This window comes from Salmonella sp. SAL04202 (assembly GCF_046550775.1).
GTDB lineage: Bacteria > Pseudomonadota > Gammaproteobacteria > Enterobacterales > Enterobacteriaceae > Salmonella > Salmonella enterica.
In genome coordinates this window covers 188195-204870 of the sequence record NZ_JBGDXK010000006.1, presented here as the reverse complement: position 1 = coordinate 204870, position 16676 = coordinate 188195, and the positions used below count along the sequence as shown (strand labels likewise).

Genomic DNA, 16676 nt, shown 5'->3' with positions numbered 1-16676 from the left:
TCAGAAGTGAAACGCCGTAGCGCCGATGGTAGTGTGGGGTCTCCCCATGCGAGAGTAGGGAACTGCCAGGCATCAAACAAGTGAAGAAGCCCGTCCGTCAGGACGGGCTTTTTTGCGTGTGTGGTAACTGTAAAAATGTAGGCCTGATAAGCGCAGCGCCATCAGGCAACCGGCACCGGCGGATGGCGGCTCCGCCTTATCTGGCCTGCATGCACTTATCAGGCAGCGCCACTACTCACGGATAAATTAAATTCAACAATGGATACGGTTTCCCAAGATCGTCAACCTCCGAACGTCCCGTCACCTTAAATCCCATTTTCTTATAAAATCCAACAGCTTGTGTATTTTGCTCGTTAACATTGGTTGTCAACCCCGGCGCCAGTGTTAACGCATGTTCAACTAATCTCTTACCGATACCCTGACCACGCACGTCCGGATCGACAAACAGCGCATCCATATGTTCACCGGTAAGCAGCATAAATCCTACCGGCTCATCCTGATCGGTCACGGCAACCCATAGTGGCGCTTCTGGCAGAAAATCGCTCACCAGTTCTTCCAGTTCGGCCCGATAAGCGTTTGACAGAAAATCGTGCGTAGCATCGACTGAGCGACGCCAGATCGCAATCAGTTTTTCCCCTTCCTCATGCCTTGAACGACGAATGTTAATCATCATCTTCACTCCTTTTTTGCTTACTTCTATTCTAATGCAAATGCTGTCGTGAAACTTTCTCACCTTGAACTTGCAGACTCGACATTCGCCTGATTTCTGAGTATCTTCAGCTATCTGGATGTCTAAACGTTTAAACGTATGTCGTGAGGTTATCAGGTTATGCCGATTCGCGTGCTGGACGAGCTACCCGCCGTCAATTTTTTACGTGAGGAGAATGTCTTCGTCATGACGACTTCTCGCGCATCAGGTCAGGAAATTCGCCCGCTAAAGGTACTTATCCTTAACCTGATGCCGAAGAAGATTGAAACGGAAAATCAGTTTCTGCGCTTGCTATCGAACTCGCCATTGCAGGTCGATATTCAACTGCTGCGGATAGATGCCCGCGAGTCGAGGAACACGCCAGCCGAGCATCTGAACAACTTTTACTGTAACTTCGACGATATCTGCGATCAGAACTTTGATGGGCTTATCGTGACCGGAGCGCCGCTGGGTCTGGTGGAGTTTAATGACGTGGCTTACTGGCCGCAGATTAGGCAGGTGCTGGAATGGGCGAAAGATCACGTTACTTCGACGCTATTTGTCTGTTGGGCCGTTCAGGCCGCACTCAATATTCTTTATGGTATCCCTAAGCAGACCCGTACAGATAAACTTTCCGGCGTCTATGAACATCACATCCTTCATCCACATGCTCTGTTGACGCGTGGTTTTGATGATTCGTTTCTTGCGCCACACTCACGCTATGCCGATTTCCCGGCGGCGCTAATACGGGATTATACGGATCTTGAAATTCTGGCGGAAACAGAAGAGGGGGATGCGTACCTGTTTGCCAGCAAAGATAAACGTATTGCGTTTGTCACCGGTCATCCTGAATATGACGCTCATACGTTAGCGGGTGAATATTTTCGTGACGTTGAGGCCGGGTTAAATCCGGAGGTTCCGTACAACTATTTCCCAAAAAACGATCCGCAAAACATACCGCGCGCAACCTGGCGCAGCCACGGTAATTTACTGTTTACTAACTGGCTCAACTATTATGTCTACCAGATTACGCCATATGATCTGCGTCACATGAATCCAACCCTGGATTAATCTTCTGCTTCTGACGATCCTAAAGCGTTTCAGCATGTTGAATCAGGCACCTTCGGGTGCCTTTTTTATTTCCGAAACGCACCTCATCATGTAATTAAATTTAATTTATATTGTTATCAATAGGTTAATGCATAATTAAATTAAAAATGGAAATTGTTTTTGATTTTGAAATTTAATTGAGTAGTCTTAGTTGTGTTGAACGAAAAGCGCACAGTGATCCTTCGTTCGCATTGGGGATGTATCTGGATCAACAACGAGGAGCTGCATGATGAATCCACAGGCAACCACAACTGATGAATTAACCTTTACCAGGCCGCAAGGCGAGCTGGAAAAGCAAGTCCTGACCGCTGAGGCAGTCGAGTTTTTGACGGAGTTAGTCACCCGTTTTACGCCAAAACGCAATAAACTCCTGGCTGCACGTATCCAGCAACAGCAGGATATTGATAACGGTAAGTTGCCTGATTTTATTTCGGAAACCACTTCCATTAGAGAAAGTAATTGGCAGATTCGTGGTATTCCGGCGGATTTACAGGATCGCCGAGTAGAAATTACCGGGCCGGTTGAACGTAAAATGGTGATTAATGCCCTGAACGCAAACGTGAAAGTGTTTATGGCGGATTTTGAAGACTCGCTGGCGCCGGACTGGAATAAAGTTATTGATGGTCAAATCAACCTGCGTGATGCGGTGAACGGCACCATTAGCTATACCAACGAAGCCGGAAAAATCTATCAGCTCAAGCCCGATCCGGCCGTATTGATTTGTCGTGTACGTGGTCTACATCTGCCAGAAAAACATGTTACCTGGCGGGGGGAAGCCATTCCCGGCAGCCTGTTTGATTTTGCTCTGTACTTTTTCCACAACTATAAAGCGCTGCTCGCTAAAGGTAGCGGCCCGTATTTTTACCTGCCGAAAACGCAAGCCTGGCAGGAGGCAGCCTGGTGGAGTGAAGTTTTCAGCTACGCCGAAGACCGCTTCAATCTGCCGCGCGGTACGATCAAAGCGACCCTGTTGATTGAAACGCTGCCGGCTGTTTTCCAGATGGATGAGATTCTTCATGCGCTGCGTGATCATATCGTCGGTCTCAACTGTGGTCGCTGGGATTATATTTTCAGCTATATCAAAACGTTGAAAAATCACCCGGATCGCGTCTTGCCGGACAGGCAGGTGGTAACGATGGACAAACCGTTTCTGAGCGCCTACTCGCGCCTGCTGATCAAAACCTGTCACAAGCGCGGCGCGTTCGCGATGGGCGGTATGGCGGCGTTTATCCCGAGCAAAGACGTTGAACGCAACAATCAGGTCCTTGCCAAAGTGAAAGCGGATAAAGCGCTGGAAGCGAACAACGGCCACGACGGCACGTGGATTGCGCATCCCGGGTTGGCGGATACCGCAATGGCCGTCTTTAACGAGGTACTGGGCGAGCACAAAAATCAGCTGTTCATTACCCGTGATGAAGATGCGCCGATTACCGCTGAACAGTTACTGGAGCCATGTGAAGGCGAACGCACAGAAGCGGGAATGCGCGCCAATATTCGCGTGGCAGTGCAGTACATTGAAGCGTGGATCTCCGGCAATGGCTGTGTACCGATTTACGGTCTGATGGAGGATGCCGCGACGGCGGAAATCTCACGAACCTCTATCTGGCAGTGGATTCACCATGAGAAAACACTGAGCAATGGAAAACCCGTAACGAAAGCGCTTTTCCGCGAAATGTTGGCGGAAGAGATGCGGGTAATCCAGGACGAACTGGGCGAGCACCGCTACAGCAGCGGGCGCTTCGACGATGCCGCACGTCTGATGGAGCAAATCACCACCTCAGATGACTTAATCGACTTCCTCACCCTGCCGGGCTATCGCTTACTGGCTTAATTCACCACATAACAATATGGAGCATCTGCACATGAAAACCCGTACTCAACAAATCGAAGAATTACAGAAAGAGTGGACACAACCGCGCTGGGAAGGCATCACCCGCCCGTACAGCGCGGAGGAGGTGGTGAAATTACGCGGCTCGGTTAACCCGGAGTGCACGCTGGCGCAGCTCGGCGCCGCGAAAATGTGGCGGCTGTTGCACGGTGAAGCGAAAAAAGGCTATATCAACAGCCTTGGCGCGCTGACTGGCGGTCAGGCGTTGCAGCAGGCGAAAGCCGGTATTGAGGCGATTTATCTTTCAGGCTGGCAGGTGGCGGCAGATGCCAACCTGGCATCCAGCATGTATCCGGATCAATCGTTGTACCCGGCAAACTCTGTTCCGGCGGTAGTGGATCGGATCAACAACACTTTTCGTCGTGCAGATCAGATCCAGTGGGCATCCGGTATTGAACCCAACGATCCGCGCTATGTGGATTACTTCCTGCCGATCGTTGCTGATGCGGAAGCCGGTTTTGGCGGCGTTCTGAATGCCTTCGAACTGATGAAATCGATGATTGAAGCCGGTGCAGCGGCCGTTCACTTCGAAGATCAGCTGGCGTCGGTGAAGAAATGCGGCCATATGGGCGGCAAGGTGCTGGTCCCCACGCAGGAGGCGATTCAGAAACTGGTTGCTGCGCGTCTGGCCGCTGATGTGATGGGCGTCCCGACGCTGGTGATTGCGCGTACCGATGCGGATGCGGCAGATCTGATTACCTCCGACTGCGATCCCTATGACAGCAGTTTCATTACCGGCGAACGCACCAGCGAAGGTTTCTACCGCACCCATGCGGGCATTGAGCAGGCGATCAGCCGCGGTCTGGCGTATGCCCCGTATGCCGATCTGGTATGGTGCGAAACCTCTACGCCGGATCTCGAACTGGCGCGTCGTTTTGCCGATGCTATCCACGCGAAGTATCCGGGCAAACTGCTGGCCTATAACTGTTCGCCATCCTTCAACTGGCAGAAGAATCTGGACGACAAGACCATTGCCAGCTTCCAGCAGCAGTTGTCGGACATGGGTTACAAATACCAGTTTATTACCCTGGCGGGCATCCACAGCATGTGGTTCAACATGTTCGACCTGGCACATGCATACGCGCAGGGCGAGGGCATGAAACACTATGTTGAGAAGGTTCAACAACCCGAGTTCGCCGCGGCGAAAGATGGCTACACCTTTGTTTCCCACCAGCAGGAAGTGGGTACTGGTTACTTCGACAAAGTCACCACCATTATTCAGGGCGGCGCGTCATCCGTTACCGCGTTAACGGGTTCCACCGAAGAATCGCAGTTTTGATTGATGCCCGGTGGCGCTGCGCTTACCGGGCCTACAGATAGCGTAGGCCGGATAAGCGAACGCGCCATCCGGCATGACGTGGTGCCGGATGAGGGAAAAAAATGCCGCGTGGCCTGGAATTACTGATTGCTCAAACCATCCTGCAAGGCTTTGACGCGCAGTATGGTCGATTTCTGGAAGTGACTTCCGGCGCGCAGCAGCGTTTTGAACAGGCCGACTGGCACGCCGTCCAACAGGCGATGAAAAGCCGTATCCACCTCTATGATCATCATGTGGGCCTGGTGGTGGAGCAACTGCGCTGTATTACCGATGGCAAAAGTACCGACGCGGATTTCCTTTTACGCGTTAAAGAGCATTACACCCGGCTGTTGCCGGATTACCCGCGCTTCGAGATTGCGGAGAGCTTTTTCAACTCCGTTTATTGCCGGTTATTTGACCACCGCTCGTTAACACCCGAGCGGTTGTTTATTTTCAGTTCGCAACCGGAGCGCCGCTTTCGTACTATCCCGCGCCCGCTGGCCAAAGACTTCTTTCCCGATCACGGTTGGGAGACGCTGTTGATGCGCATACTCAGTGACTTACCGCTGCGTCTGCCCTGGCAGAATAAAAGCCGGGATATCCGCTATATTATCGCGCACCTGACTGAAACACTGGGCGAGGACGCGCTACCTCGCTGCCATGTCCAGGTGGCGAACGAGTTGTTTTACCGTAATAAAGCGGCCTGGCTGGTAGGTAAATTAACCACACCTGACGGTACGCTGCCGTTTTTACTGCCGATTCATCGCACTGATGAGGGTGAACTGTTTGTCGATACCTGCCTGACCACCACGGCAGAAGCGAGCATTGTGTTTGGTTTTGCCCGCTCTTATTTTATGGTGTATGCGCCGCTGCCTGCCGCGCTGGTTGAGTGGTTGCGTGAAATCCTGCCGGGTAAAACCACTGCCGAACTGTATATGGCGATTGGCTGCCAGAAACATGCGAAAACCGAAAGCTACCGCGAATATTTATGTTATCTGGCTGAAAGTGATGAGAAATTCATTGAGGCGCCTGGTATCCGCGGCATGGTGATGCTGGTGTTTACCCTGCCAGGTTTCGACCGGGTATTTAAAATCATTAAAGACAAATTCGCCCCGCAGAAAGAGATGTCTGCCGCTCATGTGCGTGCCTGTTATCAACTGGTAAAAGAGCATGATCGCGTCGGTCGTATGGCGGATACCCAGGAGTTTGAGAATTTCGTACTGGATAAACGGCAAATTGATCCGGCGCTGATGGCGCTTTTACGGCAAGAAGTGCCGGAGAAGATTACCGATCTTGGGGAACATATCGTCATTCGCCATCTCTATATTGAACGGCGCATGGTGCCGCTCAATATCTGGCTGGAACAGGTAGAAGGCCAGCAGTTGCGCGATGCGATAGAAGAATATGGTAATGCGATTCGCCAGCTTGCCGCCGCTAATATTTTCCCCGGCGATATGTTGTTTAAAAACTTTGGCGTTACCCGTCATGGCCGCGTGGTGTTCTACGACTACGATGAAATTTGCTACATGACGGAAGTGAATTTCCGCGATATTCCGCCAGCGCGTTATCCGGAAGACGAACTGGCCAGCGAACCCTGGTATAGCGTCTCGCCGGGTGATGTTTTCCCGGAGGAGTTTCGCCACTGGCTGTGTGCCGATCCGCGTATCGGGCCATTGTTTGAAGAGATGCATGCCGACCTGTTTCGCGCCGATTACTGGCGCGCGCTACAGACGCGTATTAAAGAAGGGCATGTAGAAGATGTGTATGCCTATCGTCGCCGCCAGCGCTTTAGCGTGCGTTACGGCGCGATCTCAAGTACGGCGAACTCTTCGTAAACCAGTTCCATCTCCGGCGACCAATTACCCTCGCGCTCAAAAAAGGCCCGGTGTGCCGCTTGCCAGTACGCCAGGCTAAGATCGCCTTCGCCTTCCAGTGCGGCGAGAACGGCGCTCATCTCGTTAAAACGGATCAGCCTGAGCGCCAGCGTGCGTATGACGCACACGGCGTCGCCTGTGCCGTTGAGCACAATGTGATATGACCCAGGCGTGACAGGGGGCTGCTCTTTCTGATAGCTAACCAGCGAGCTACAGGTGCCACGCTTTTTACCGGCGACCACTAGCGCCGCCAGCTCGTCGGCCAGCGCCGGCGAATCACCGAAAGACCAACAGAAGGCCTGTGGGTACTTCTCCTGCCAGTATAATTTCAGGCTGCTCATTTCAGCGAGTTCCACCATAGGCCAGCGTCACCTCTTTCGCCGCTTTAATCACCATGGCGCCAAGTTCGGTGACGCGATCGTCGGTAATGCGTGAGCAGGGGCCGGAAATAGAGAGGGCCGCAAACGGTTCGCGGTGTTCGTCATAAATACACGAGGCCACGCAGCGCAGACCGAGCGCATGTTCTTCGTCGTCAAAGGAATAGCCGCGCTTGCGTGTTTGGGCGAGGTCATCTTTCAGATGCAGCGGCGACACCAGCGTCGCATGGGTATAAGCGTGCAACCCCTTGCGGTGCAGCAGACTGGTAACCTGTTCCTCACTGAGCTGTGATAAAAACGCCTTGCCCGCGCCAGAGGCGTGCATGGGCAGCTTGCCGCCAATAGGGGCGGACATGCGCATCAATTGTGTGCACTGCACCTGGTCGATAATAATAGCCTGATGGTCGCTCTGGTCGAGTACGGCAAGGTTTACCGTTTCGCCGGAGTCCTCCATCAGCTTGCGCAAAATCGGATGGACAATCGCCAGCAGATTACGGCTCTGTAAGAAGCTGCTACCGACGATAAACGCGTGTGCGCCTACGGCCCAGTGGCCCAGCTCACCAACCTGGCGGACAAAACCCTGTTGCTGCATGGTGGTGAGTAGACGGTGAGTCGTGGAATTAGGCAAACCCGCCTGTTGCGCCAGTTCGGTCAGCGCGACGCTGCCGTTGGACTCGGCAATCCACTCCAGCAGCTTCAGACCGCGAGTTAAAGACTGAACCTGCCCGGTTACGGGTGCAGTGGTAGCGGCAGGTTTTCTCCCGCGTTTCGCGGGAACAGGGGCAACCATGGCAGACTCCTTTTTCTGTATCGTGGAAATCATTTTCGTTTTATTCAATTATAATGCAAGAGTTCCTGAACTGATCGGATGAGTGACATCACAGGATGCCCGATGGCGCTGCGCTTATCAGGCCTACGCTTTGGGAGCCGCCAAAGTAATTTGTAGACTGATAAGGCGCTTGCGCCGCCATCCGGCAAAGCGACAGAAGTGGGTGGCAAGCTGAACATGTCTCATGTTGCCCGTTGTTCTCTTTTCCGCCAGCACGCTTTGTGCCAGTATGGCTCGTTACGTGGAGCGTTGTCGGGAGCGAGTGTGAGCAGCAAAGTTGAACAACTGCGTGCGCAGTTAAATGAACGTATTCTGGTGCTGGACGGCGGTATGGGCACCATGATCCAGAGCTATCGTCTACATGAAGAAGATTTCCGCGGGGAGCGCTTTGCCGACTGGCCCTGCGACCTGAAAGGCAACAATGACCTGCTGGTACTCAGCAAGCCGGAGGTGATCGCCGCTATCCACAACGCCTACTTTGAGGCTGGCGCGGATATCATCGAAACCAACACCTTTAACTCGACAACCATTGCGATGGCGGATTACCGGATGGAATCCCTGTCGGCGGAAATCAACTATGCAGCGGCCAAACTGGCGCGCGCCTGCGCCGATGAATGGACGGCGCGAACACCAGAAAAACCACGTTTTGTTGCGGGCGTGCTTGGTCCAACTAACCGCACGGCCTCCATTTCGCCGGACGTCAACGACCCGGCGTTTCGTAATATCACCTTCGATCAGCTGGTGGCGGCCTACCGTGAATCCACCAAAGCGCTGGTGGAAGGCGGGGCGGACCTGATCCTGATTGAAACCGTCTTTGACACCCTGAATGCGAAAGCGGCGGTGTTTGCGGTGAAAGAAGAGTTTGAAGCGCTGGGCGTTGATCTGCCGATCATGATTTCCGGCACCATCACCGACGCCTCTGGTCGTACCCTCTCCGGCCAGACGACCGAAGCCTTTTATAACTCGCTGCGCCACGCCGAGGCGCTCACTTTTGGCCTTAACTGCGCGCTGGGGCCAGATGAACTGCGCCAGTACGTCCAGGAACTGTCGCGGATTGCCGAATGCTACGTCACCGCGCACCCGAACGCCGGCCTGCCGAACGCTTTCGGCGAGTACGACCTCGACGCCGACACCATGGCGAAACAGATTCGCGAATGGGCCGAAGCGGGCTTCCTGAATATCGTTGGCGGCTGCTGTGGCACTACGCCGGAGCATATCGCCGCCATGAGCCGCGCCGTTGCCGGTTTGCCGCCGCGCCAGCTGCCGGATATCCCGGTCGCCTGCCGCCTTTCCGGCCTGGAGCCGCTGAACATTGGCGACGATAGCCTGTTTGTCAACGTCGGCGAACGTACTAACGTCACCGGCTCGGCCAAATTTAAACGGCTGATCAAAGAAGAGAAATACAGCGAAGCGCTGGATGTCGCCCGTCAGCAGGTAGAAAGCGGCGCGCAGATTATTGATATCAATATGGATGAGGGGATGCTCGACGCCGAAGCGGCGATGGTGCGTTTCCTCAGCCTGATTGCCGGTGAGCCGGATATTGCCCGTGTACCAATCATGATCGACTCCTCCAAATGGGAAGTCATCGAAAAAGGGCTGAAGTGCATTCAGGGTAAAGGCATCGTCAACTCTATTTCGATGAAAGAGGGTGTGGAGACCTTTATCCATCACGCGAAGCTTCTGCGTCGCTACGGCGCCGCGGTGGTGGTGATGGCTTTTGACGAGCAGGGGCAGGCCGATACCCGCGCGCGTAAAATCGAAATTTGCCGCCGGGCGTACAAAATTCTCACCGAAGAGGTGGGTTTCCCGCCGGAAGACATCATCTTCGACCCGAATATCTTCGCCGTGGCGACCGGTATTGAAGAGCACAACAACTACGCGCAGGACTTTATCGGCGCTTGTGAAGACATCAAACGCGAGCTGCCGCACGCGCTGATCTCCGGCGGCGTGTCTAACGTGTCCTTCTCGTTCCGCGGCAACGACCCGGTACGTGAGGCTATCCACGCGGTATTCCTCTACTACGCCATCCGCAACGGCATGGACATGGGCATCGTCAACGCCGGGCAACTGGCGATTTATGACGATCTGCCCGCCGAGCTGCGCGATGCGGTTGAAGATGTCATTCTTAACCGTCGCGATGACGGCACCGAGCGTTTGCTGGAACTGGCGGAGAAATATCGCGGCAGCAAAACCGACGAAGCTGCCAACGCCCAGCAGGCGGAATGGCGTAGCTGGGACGTGAAAAAGCGTCTCGAATACTCGCTGGTGAAAGGCATTACCGAATTTATCGAACAGGATACCGAAGAAGCCCGCCAGCAGGCCGCCCGCCCGATTGAGGTGATCGAAGGCCCGCTGATGGACGGCATGAACGTGGTCGGCGACCTGTTCGGCGAAGGGAAAATGTTCCTGCCGCAGGTGGTGAAATCCGCTCGCGTGATGAAACAAGCGGTGGCCTACCTGGAGCCGTTTATTGAAGCCAGCAAAGAAAAAGGCTCCAGCAACGGCAAGATGGTCATCGCCACCGTGAAGGGCGATGTGCACGACATTGGCAAGAACATTGTTGGCGTGGTGCTGCAATGCAACAACTACGAAATCGTCGATCTTGGCGTGATGGTGCCAGCGGAGAAAATCCTCAGAACGGCGCGTGAAGTGAATGCCGATCTGATCGGTCTTTCCGGGCTGATTACCCCGTCGCTGGACGAGATGGTTAACGTGGCGAAAGAGATGGAGCGTCAGGGCTTTACTATCCCGCTACTGATCGGCGGCGCAACCACTTCGAAAGCGCATACGGCGGTGAAAATCGAGCAGAACTACAGCGGTCCGACGGTCTACGTGCAGAATGCTTCGCGTACCGTGGGCGTGGTGGCGGCGCTACTCTCCGACAACCAGCGCGATGACTTTGTCGCCCGTACCCGCAAAGAGTACGAAACCGTGCGTATTCAGCACGCCCGCAAAAAACCGCGTACGCCGCCGGTCACGCTGGAAGCGGCGCGCGATAACGATCTGGCATTCGATTGGGAACGCTACACCCCGCCGGTAGCCCACCGTCTGGGCGTGCAGGAGGTGGAAGCCAGCATCGAAACTCTGCGCAACTACATCGACTGGACGCCGTTCTTTATGACCTGGTCGCTGGCCGGCAAATACCCGCGCATTCTGGAAGATGAGGTGGTGGGCGTTGAGGCGCAGCGTCTGTTTAAAGACGCCAATGATATGCTGGATAAACTCAGCGCCGAGAAACTGTTGAATCCGCGTGGCGTGGTGGGCCTGTTCCCGGCGAACCGCATTGGCGATGACATCGAAATTTATCGCGACGAAACCCGTACTCATGTTCTGACGGTCAGCCACCACCTGCGCCAGCAGACCGAGAAAGTCGGTTTTGCCAACTACTGTCTGGCGGATTTTGTCGCGCCGAAACTGAGCGGCAAAGCGGATTACATCGGCGCGTTTGCCGTCACCGGCGGTCTTGAAGAAGACGATCTGGCTGATGCTTACGAAGCGCAACACGACGACTATAACAAGATCATGGTGAAAGCGATTGCCGACCGTCTGGCGGAAGCGTTTGCCGAGTATCTGCATGAGCGTGTACGTAAGGTTTACTGGGGATATGCGCCGAACGAGAGCCTGAGTAACGACGAATTAATCCGCGAAAACTACCAGGGGATTCGCCCGGCGCCGGGTTATCCTGCCTGCCCGGAACATACCGAAAAAGGCACTATCTGGCAGCTACTGGATGTCGAAAAACACACCGGGATGAAGCTCACCGAATCTTTCGCCATGTGGCCTGGCGCGTCGGTCTCCGGCTGGTACTTCAGCCATCCTGAGAGCAAATACTTCGCGGTAGCGCAGATCCAACGCGATCAGGTGACAGATTATGCTTTTCGTAAAGGAATGAGCGTTGAGGACGTTGAGCGGTGGCTGGCGCCGAACCTGGGTTACGATGCGGACTGATTCATAAAATCGTCACTTTTCCTTACAACATACAAGGCACTCATTGGGTGCCTTGTCTCTTTCTTACAATTAAACCCTTATACTGAAGGAAGGCTCTACGCTGAATTTGCCGGATGGCGGCGTAAACGCCTTATCCAGCATACCGTATTACGTATGGTAAGCCCGGTGGCGTGCAACGCCAGCAGGCCTTAACGCTGTGCGCCATCAGGCAATTTATCGCAAGTGAGCTTCAGGAAAACGTATAACGATAAGGAGAACCTGACGCCGTGTTAACTTTGCTCCATCTACTTTCTGCCGTTGCGCTGTTGGTATGGGGAACACATATCGTTCGTACTGGCGTAATGCGCGTGTTTGGCGCGCGTCTACGCACTGTTCTCAGCCGCAGCGTGGAAAAGAAACCGCTCGCCTTTTGTGCGGGTATCGGTGTTACCGCACTGGTACAAAGCAGTAACGCCACCACTTTATTGGTAACGTCGTTTGTCGCCCAGGATCTTGTCGCCCTGACGCCAGCTCTGGTGATTGTGCTGGGCGCTGATGTGGGTACTGCGCTAATGGCGCGTATTCTCACCTTTGATTTGTCGTGGCTGTCGCCGCTGCTGATTTTTATCGGCGTGATTTTCTTTTTAGGACGTAAGCAGTCCCGCGCCGGGCAGCTGGGTCGCGTCGGTATCGGGCTTGGCCTGATTCTACTGGCGCTGGAGCTGATTGTGCAGGCGGTGACGCCGATCACTCAGGCTAATGGCGTGCAGGTCATTTTCGCGTCGCTGACGGGCGACATTATGCTGGATGCGCTGATTGGCGCGATGTTCGCTATTATCAGTTATTCCAGCCTGGCGGCGGTGTTGCTGACGGCGACCCTGACGGCGGCGGGGATTATATCGTTCCCGGTGGCGTTGTGCCTGGTCATCGGCGCCAATCTGGGATCGGGGCTGCTGGCGATGCTCAATAACAGCGCCGCCAATGCTGCCGCGCGTCGCGTAGCGCTCGGCAGCCTATTGTTCAAATTGATCGGCAGCCTGGTCATCCTGCCGTTTGTCCATCCGCTGGCGAATCTGATGGATGAGCTATCGCTACCGAAGTCAGAGCTGGTGATCTATTTCCACGTTTTCTATAACCTGGTGCGCTGCCTGGCGATGGTGCCATTTGCCGAGCTGATGGCGCGTTTTTGTAAACGAATTATTCGTGATGAGCCTGAACTGGATACCCATCTGAAGCCGAAACATCTGGATGTCAGCGCGCTGGATACGCCAACGCTGGCGCTGGCTAATGCTGCCCGTGAGGTGTTGCGCATTGGCGATGCGATGGAACAGATGATGGAAGGGCTAAAAAAGGTCATGCACGGCGAGCCGCGTGAAGAGAAAGCGCTGCGCAAGCTGGCGGATGACGTTAACGTGCTCTACACCGCGATTAAGCTTTATCTGGCGCGAATGCCGAAAGACGAGCTGGCGGCGGAGGAGTCCCGTCGGTGGGCGGAGATTATTGAGATGGCCCTGAACCTCGAACAGGCGTCGGATATTATCGAGCGAATGGGCAGCGAGATTGCCGACAAGTCGCTGGCGGCGCGTCGGGCATTTTCAGAAGAAGGATTGAAAGAGCTGGATGCGCTTTACGATCAACTGCTCAGTAATCTGCAACTGGCGATGTCGGTCTTTTTCTCCGGCGATGTCACCAGCGCCCGTCGGTTGCGCCGCAGTAAACATCGCTTCCGTATACTTAATCGCCGATACTCACATGCGCATGTCGACCGCCTGCACCAGCAGAACGTGCAAAGTATTGAAACCAGCTCGCTCCATTTAGGGCTGCTGGGCGATATGAAGCGTCTTAACTCACTGTTCTGTTCGGTCGCCTATAGCGTACTGGAACAGCCGGATCAGGACGAGGAACGGGGCGAGTATTAAGTGAAATGCCGGATGGCGGTGTAAACGTCTTCCGGCCTACGGAGAACATGCGTGTAGGCCCGTCATTCGGCATTCAATGTGGCCAGAGATTAAAAGCGATGACCCGCTTCCAGCGCCACGGCCTCTTCGCCCGCTTTAAACACCCAGCTGGTATTCGGGCCGCCGAGAACCGCCTGGCCGTTGCTCACCTGAATCCAGTTACCTTCCGGCAAACCAATCACTGTCAGTTCCGGCGCGACCACCAGCAGTTCGCGAATACGCTGCTCGCGGGTCTCGCCCTTATGACCTTCCGGCAAGGCGTTAGTGAAGTGAGGATTAATTTGCAGCGGGAACAGATCCAGCGCGTCGAAACCGTTTGGATCGACGATCGGCATATCGTTGGTCGTGCGGATAGTCGGGCAGGCAAGGTTGGCGCCCGCGCTCCAGCCGATATACAGCGCGCCGCGTTTTACCCTGTCCGCCATCGGCGCCAGCAGCCCGCGTTCACGCGATTCTTTCAGTAGCTGGAAGGTATTTCCGCCGCCGACAATAATGATTTCCGCTTTCTCAATCGCCGCAAGCGGATCGGCGACACGATGAATCCCTGTGACGTTTATCCCTAATGGCGCAAGTACCTCTGCGGTTTTATCCGTGTACTCGTCCCATGTTTGCGTGACGCCGGCAAACGGAATAAACACGGCTGAGCGTCGACCGTTCAATTGATTCGCTATCAGCGGCAGAGCGTGTTCCAGCCAGGCTTTACCCGGCAGCGTCGAGTTACTTAATAAAAGCAGTTCCATTACTTCTCCACCTCATCAGGAAATGTCAAAACGTAATAATGCTACCATTATCCATTTAATGTCTTACTGATATGGCTCATGATGTTGCGCGTGTTACAGGCAACGCGCGGTCGCTAAAAGTGACGCCAGGCCAGATCTGCTATCTGGTATCGCCTGAAAAATTACAGGTATAATCCGCAAAATTATTTAACACGTTTAGAGACGAAAATGGCAAAACTGACCTTACAAGAGCAACTGCTACAAGCGGGATTAGTGACCAGCAAAAAAATGGCCAAAGTCCAGCGCACGGCTAAAAAATCACGCGTTCAGGCTCGTGAGGCCAGAGAGGCGGTGGAAGAAAATAAAAAGGCGCAACTTGAGCGTGATAAACAACTCAGTGAACAGCAAAAACAAGCGGTTTTAGCGAAAGAGTTTAAAGCTCAGGTTAAGCAACTTATTGAAATGAATAGAATCAATGTATCTAAAGGCGATATTGGTTTTAACTTCACCGATAATAACGTCATCAAAAAAATAGACGTGGATAAGCTTACCCAGACGCAACTGATTAATGGGCGTCTCGCGATTGCGCGTTTGGTTATCAATAACAGCGGTGAATGTGAATATGCGATTATTCCCGCGAGCGTCGCCGATAAAATCGCACAACGAGATGCGGACAGTATTGTCGTAAACAGTGCGCTGAGTCAGGAAGAGCAGGACGAAGATGATCCGTATGCCGATTTTAAAGTTCCTGACGATTTGATGTGGTAAGTCACATTCCCGACGTTTATGTAGAAAAATTTCTCAGAGAGTAAATATGCTGACCGACACATCTACCCGGCTTAATAAATATATCAGTGAAAGCGGCATCTGTTCGCGTCGCGAGGCGGACCGTTTTATCGAACAGGGCAATGTTTTTATCAACGGCAAACGCGCCGCCATTGGCGATCAGGTAGTCGCCGGGGATGTTGTTAAAGTAAATGGTCGGTTGATTGAGCCGCGAGAAGCGGATGATTTAGTGCTGATTGCGCTGAATAAACCGGTTGGCATTGTCAGTACCACTGAAGACGGCGAACGCGACAATATTGTCGATTTTGTGAACCACAGCAAACGTATCTTCCCGATTGGTCGTCTGGATAAAGACTCGCAGGGGCTGATATTTCTGACTAACCACGGCGATCTGGTCAATAAGATTCTGCGTGCCGGTAACGATCACGAAAAAGAGTATCTGGTGACGGTGGATAAACCGATTACCGACGAGTTTATTCGTGGTATGGGCGCTGGTGTGCCGATTCTGGGTACTGTCACCAAAAAATGTAAGGTGAAAAAAGAGGCGCCGTTTGTCTTTCGCATTACCCTGGTGCAGGGATTAAACCGTCAGATCCGTCGTATGTGTGAATACTTTGGTTATGAAGTGACGAAACTGGAGCGTACGCGCATTATGAACGTCAGCCTGAGCGGGATTCCGCTGGGCGAGTGGCGCGATCTGACGGACGATGAGCTGATCGATCTGTTTAAGTTGATTGAGCGTTCCTCTTCCGAAGCCAAACCAAAGGCCAAAGCGAAGCCGAAGACCACGGGTATTAAGCGACCGGTCGTTGCGATCGAAAAAAGCAATGAGAAAGCGCGCCCGGCATCAAGCGGTAAGCGCTTTACCTCGCCGGGACGAAAGAAGAAAGGACGTTAACGTCTGCCGCGCGTCGGCGTATTCGCCGACCAGGAGAATGACGCTTCCGTATCGGGTTTATACGCCTGCTTTTTCTTCAACTGGCGGGCTTTTTTTGCTTCAGCCTCACGCAGCGCCATCAGCTTATCGATGTACTCCTTTTTTACGCTGTTGGTCTCAGAATTGGTCAGAGGACGACCGTGCGCAATACGGGCGCGGTCCAGCAACGTTTTCAGTTCGCGCTGTTCGCGCTCGGTCATCTCTTTTTGGGTAATGCGGGGGAGTGCCATACGGGTGCCCTCAGTTAGCCGATGCATTTAGTCTACGGCAATACGCAACGGGCGGA

General features: G+C 53.7%; 14 protein-coding genes. 9 read left to right on the top strand and 5 right to left on the bottom strand.

The genetic code is table 11. The annotated features are described in order from the left end of the window. Positions 1-235 precede the first annotated feature (235 nt). Positions 236-673: an acetyltransferase gene (locus ACLJQJ_RS20825; protein ID WP_000973248.1), complete on the bottom strand. Its 438-nt coding sequence runs from the start codon at positions 671-673 to the stop codon at positions 236-238. 156 nt (positions 674-829) lie between these two features. On the opposite strand from ACLJQJ_RS20825, the gene metA reads away from it, so the two are divergent. The 4 genes from metA (at position 830) to aceK (ending at position 6818) form a co-directional block, all read left to right on the top strand. After that, a complete protein-coding gene (gene metA, locus ACLJQJ_RS20820; protein ID WP_001122767.1) occupies positions 830-1759 on the top strand; it encodes a homoserine O-succinyltransferase MetA in 930 nt (309 codons plus the stop codon). Positions 1760-2027: 268 nt separating this feature from the next. Then, positions 2028-3629 (top strand): malate synthase A, encoded by a 1602-nt coding sequence (gene aceB, locus ACLJQJ_RS20815; protein ID WP_001069371.1) that lies wholly within the window; start codon positions 2028-2030, stop codon positions 3627-3629. 31 nt (positions 3630-3660) lie between these two features. Beyond that, a complete protein-coding gene (aceA, locus tag ACLJQJ_RS20810; RefSeq protein ID WP_000857884.1) occupies positions 3661-4965 on the top strand; it encodes an isocitrate lyase in 1305 nt (434 codons plus the stop codon). Positions 4966-5066: 101 nt separating this feature from the next. Further along, entirely contained in the window at positions 5067-6818 is a 1752-nt protein-coding gene (gene aceK / locus ACLJQJ_RS20805; protein WP_001137277.1) for a bifunctional isocitrate dehydrogenase kinase/phosphatase, read from the top strand. Here aceK and ACLJQJ_RS20800 read toward each other — a convergent pair. Further along, a complete protein-coding gene (locus ACLJQJ_RS20800; RefSeq protein ID WP_077950921.1) occupies positions 6782-7189 on the bottom strand; it encodes an ASCH domain-containing protein in 408 nt (135 codons plus the stop codon). The two genes, aceK and ACLJQJ_RS20800, sit on opposite strands and share 37 nt — an antisense overlap. A 10-nt stretch (positions 7190-7199) precedes the next feature. Further along, positions 7200-8024: a glyoxylate bypass operon transcriptional repressor IclR gene (gene iclR, locus ACLJQJ_RS20795; RefSeq protein ID WP_000226434.1), complete on the bottom strand. Its 825-nt coding sequence runs from the start codon at positions 8022-8024 to the stop codon at positions 7200-7202. Between the two features lie 303 nt (positions 8025-8327). On the opposite strand from iclR, the gene metH reads away from it, so the two are divergent. Together metH and ACLJQJ_RS20785 are read left to right on the top strand one after the other, a co-directional pair. After that, entirely contained in the window at positions 8328-12011 is a 3684-nt protein-coding gene (gene metH, locus ACLJQJ_RS20790) for a methionine synthase (RefSeq protein WP_063808972.1), read from the top strand. A 266-nt stretch (positions 12012-12277) separates the two neighbouring features. After that, on the top strand, positions 12278-13909 hold the full coding sequence (locus tag ACLJQJ_RS20785) for a Na/Pi cotransporter family protein (protein WP_000956811.1): 1632 nt from the start codon (positions 12278-12280) through the stop codon (positions 13907-13909). Positions 13910-13998: 89 nt separating this feature from the next. Here ACLJQJ_RS20785 and pepE read toward each other — a convergent pair whose 3' ends face one another. Continuing rightward, entirely contained in the window at positions 13999-14688 is a 690-nt protein-coding gene (pepE, locus tag ACLJQJ_RS20780) for a dipeptidase PepE (RefSeq protein WP_052944151.1), read from the bottom strand. A 71-nt stretch (positions 14689-14759) separates the two neighbouring features. Between pepE and ACLJQJ_RS20775 the strand changes: the two genes are divergently transcribed. The 3 genes from ACLJQJ_RS20775 to rluF are packed head-to-tail and all read left to right on the top strand — an operon-like array spanning position 14760 to position 16351. Continuing rightward, positions 14760-14861 (top strand): hypothetical protein, encoded by a 102-nt coding sequence (locus ACLJQJ_RS20775; protein WP_001576533.1) that lies wholly within the window; start codon positions 14760-14762, stop codon positions 14859-14861. Between the two features lie 34 nt (positions 14862-14895). Then, on the top strand, positions 14896-15435 hold the full coding sequence (locus ACLJQJ_RS20770; RefSeq protein WP_001096724.1) for a DUF2058 domain-containing protein: 540 nt from the start codon (positions 14896-14898) through the stop codon (positions 15433-15435). Positions 15436-15481: 46 nt separating this feature from the next. Next, positions 15482-16351 (top strand): 23S rRNA pseudouridine(2604) synthase RluF, encoded by an 870-nt coding sequence (gene rluF, locus ACLJQJ_RS20765; protein ID WP_000954618.1) that lies wholly within the window; start codon positions 15482-15484, stop codon positions 16349-16351. Here rluF and ACLJQJ_RS20760 read toward each other — a convergent pair. Beyond that, positions 16348-16620, bottom strand: a complete 273-nt coding sequence (locus ACLJQJ_RS20760; protein WP_001207628.1) for a DUF3811 domain-containing protein — start codon at positions 16618-16620, stop codon at positions 16348-16350. The genes rluF and ACLJQJ_RS20760 overlap by 4 nt on opposite strands. Positions 16621-16676 lie beyond the last annotated feature (56 nt).

Coding starts and splice junctions, on each gene's coding strand:
- aceA (WP_000857884.1), top strand. CDS start 3,661: ATGAAAACCCGTACTCAACAAATCGAAGAATTACAGAAAGAGTGGACA.
- ACLJQJ_RS20825 (WP_000973248.1), bottom strand. CDS start 673: ATGATGATTAACATTCGTCGTTCAAGGCATGAGGAAGGGGAAAAACTG.
- aceK (WP_001137277.1), top strand. CDS start 5,067: ATGCCGCGTGGCCTGGAATTACTGATTGCTCAAACCATCCTGCAAGGC.
- ACLJQJ_RS20760 (WP_001207628.1), bottom strand. CDS start 16,620: ATGGCACTCCCCCGCATTACCCAAAAAGAGATGACCGAGCGCGAACAG.
- rluF (WP_000954618.1), top strand. CDS start 15,482: ATGCTGACCGACACATCTACCCGGCTTAATAAATATATCAGTGAAAGC.
- ACLJQJ_RS20770 (WP_001096724.1), top strand. CDS start 14,896: ATGGCAAAACTGACCTTACAAGAGCAACTGCTACAAGCGGGATTAGTG.
- metA (WP_001122767.1), top strand. CDS start 830: ATGCCGATTCGCGTGCTGGACGAGCTACCCGCCGTCAATTTTTTACGT.
- pepE (WP_052944151.1), bottom strand. CDS start 14,688: ATGGAACTGCTTTTATTAAGTAACTCGACGCTGCCGGGTAAAGCCTGG.
- ACLJQJ_RS20775 (WP_001576533.1), top strand. CDS start 14,760: ATGGCTCATGATGTTGCGCGTGTTACAGGCAACGCGCGGTCGCTAAAA.
- aceB (WP_001069371.1), top strand. CDS start 2,028: ATGAATCCACAGGCAACCACAACTGATGAATTAACCTTTACCAGGCCG.
- iclR (WP_000226434.1), bottom strand. CDS start 8,024: ATGGTTGCCCCTGTTCCCGCGAAACGCGGGAGAAAACCTGCCGCTACC.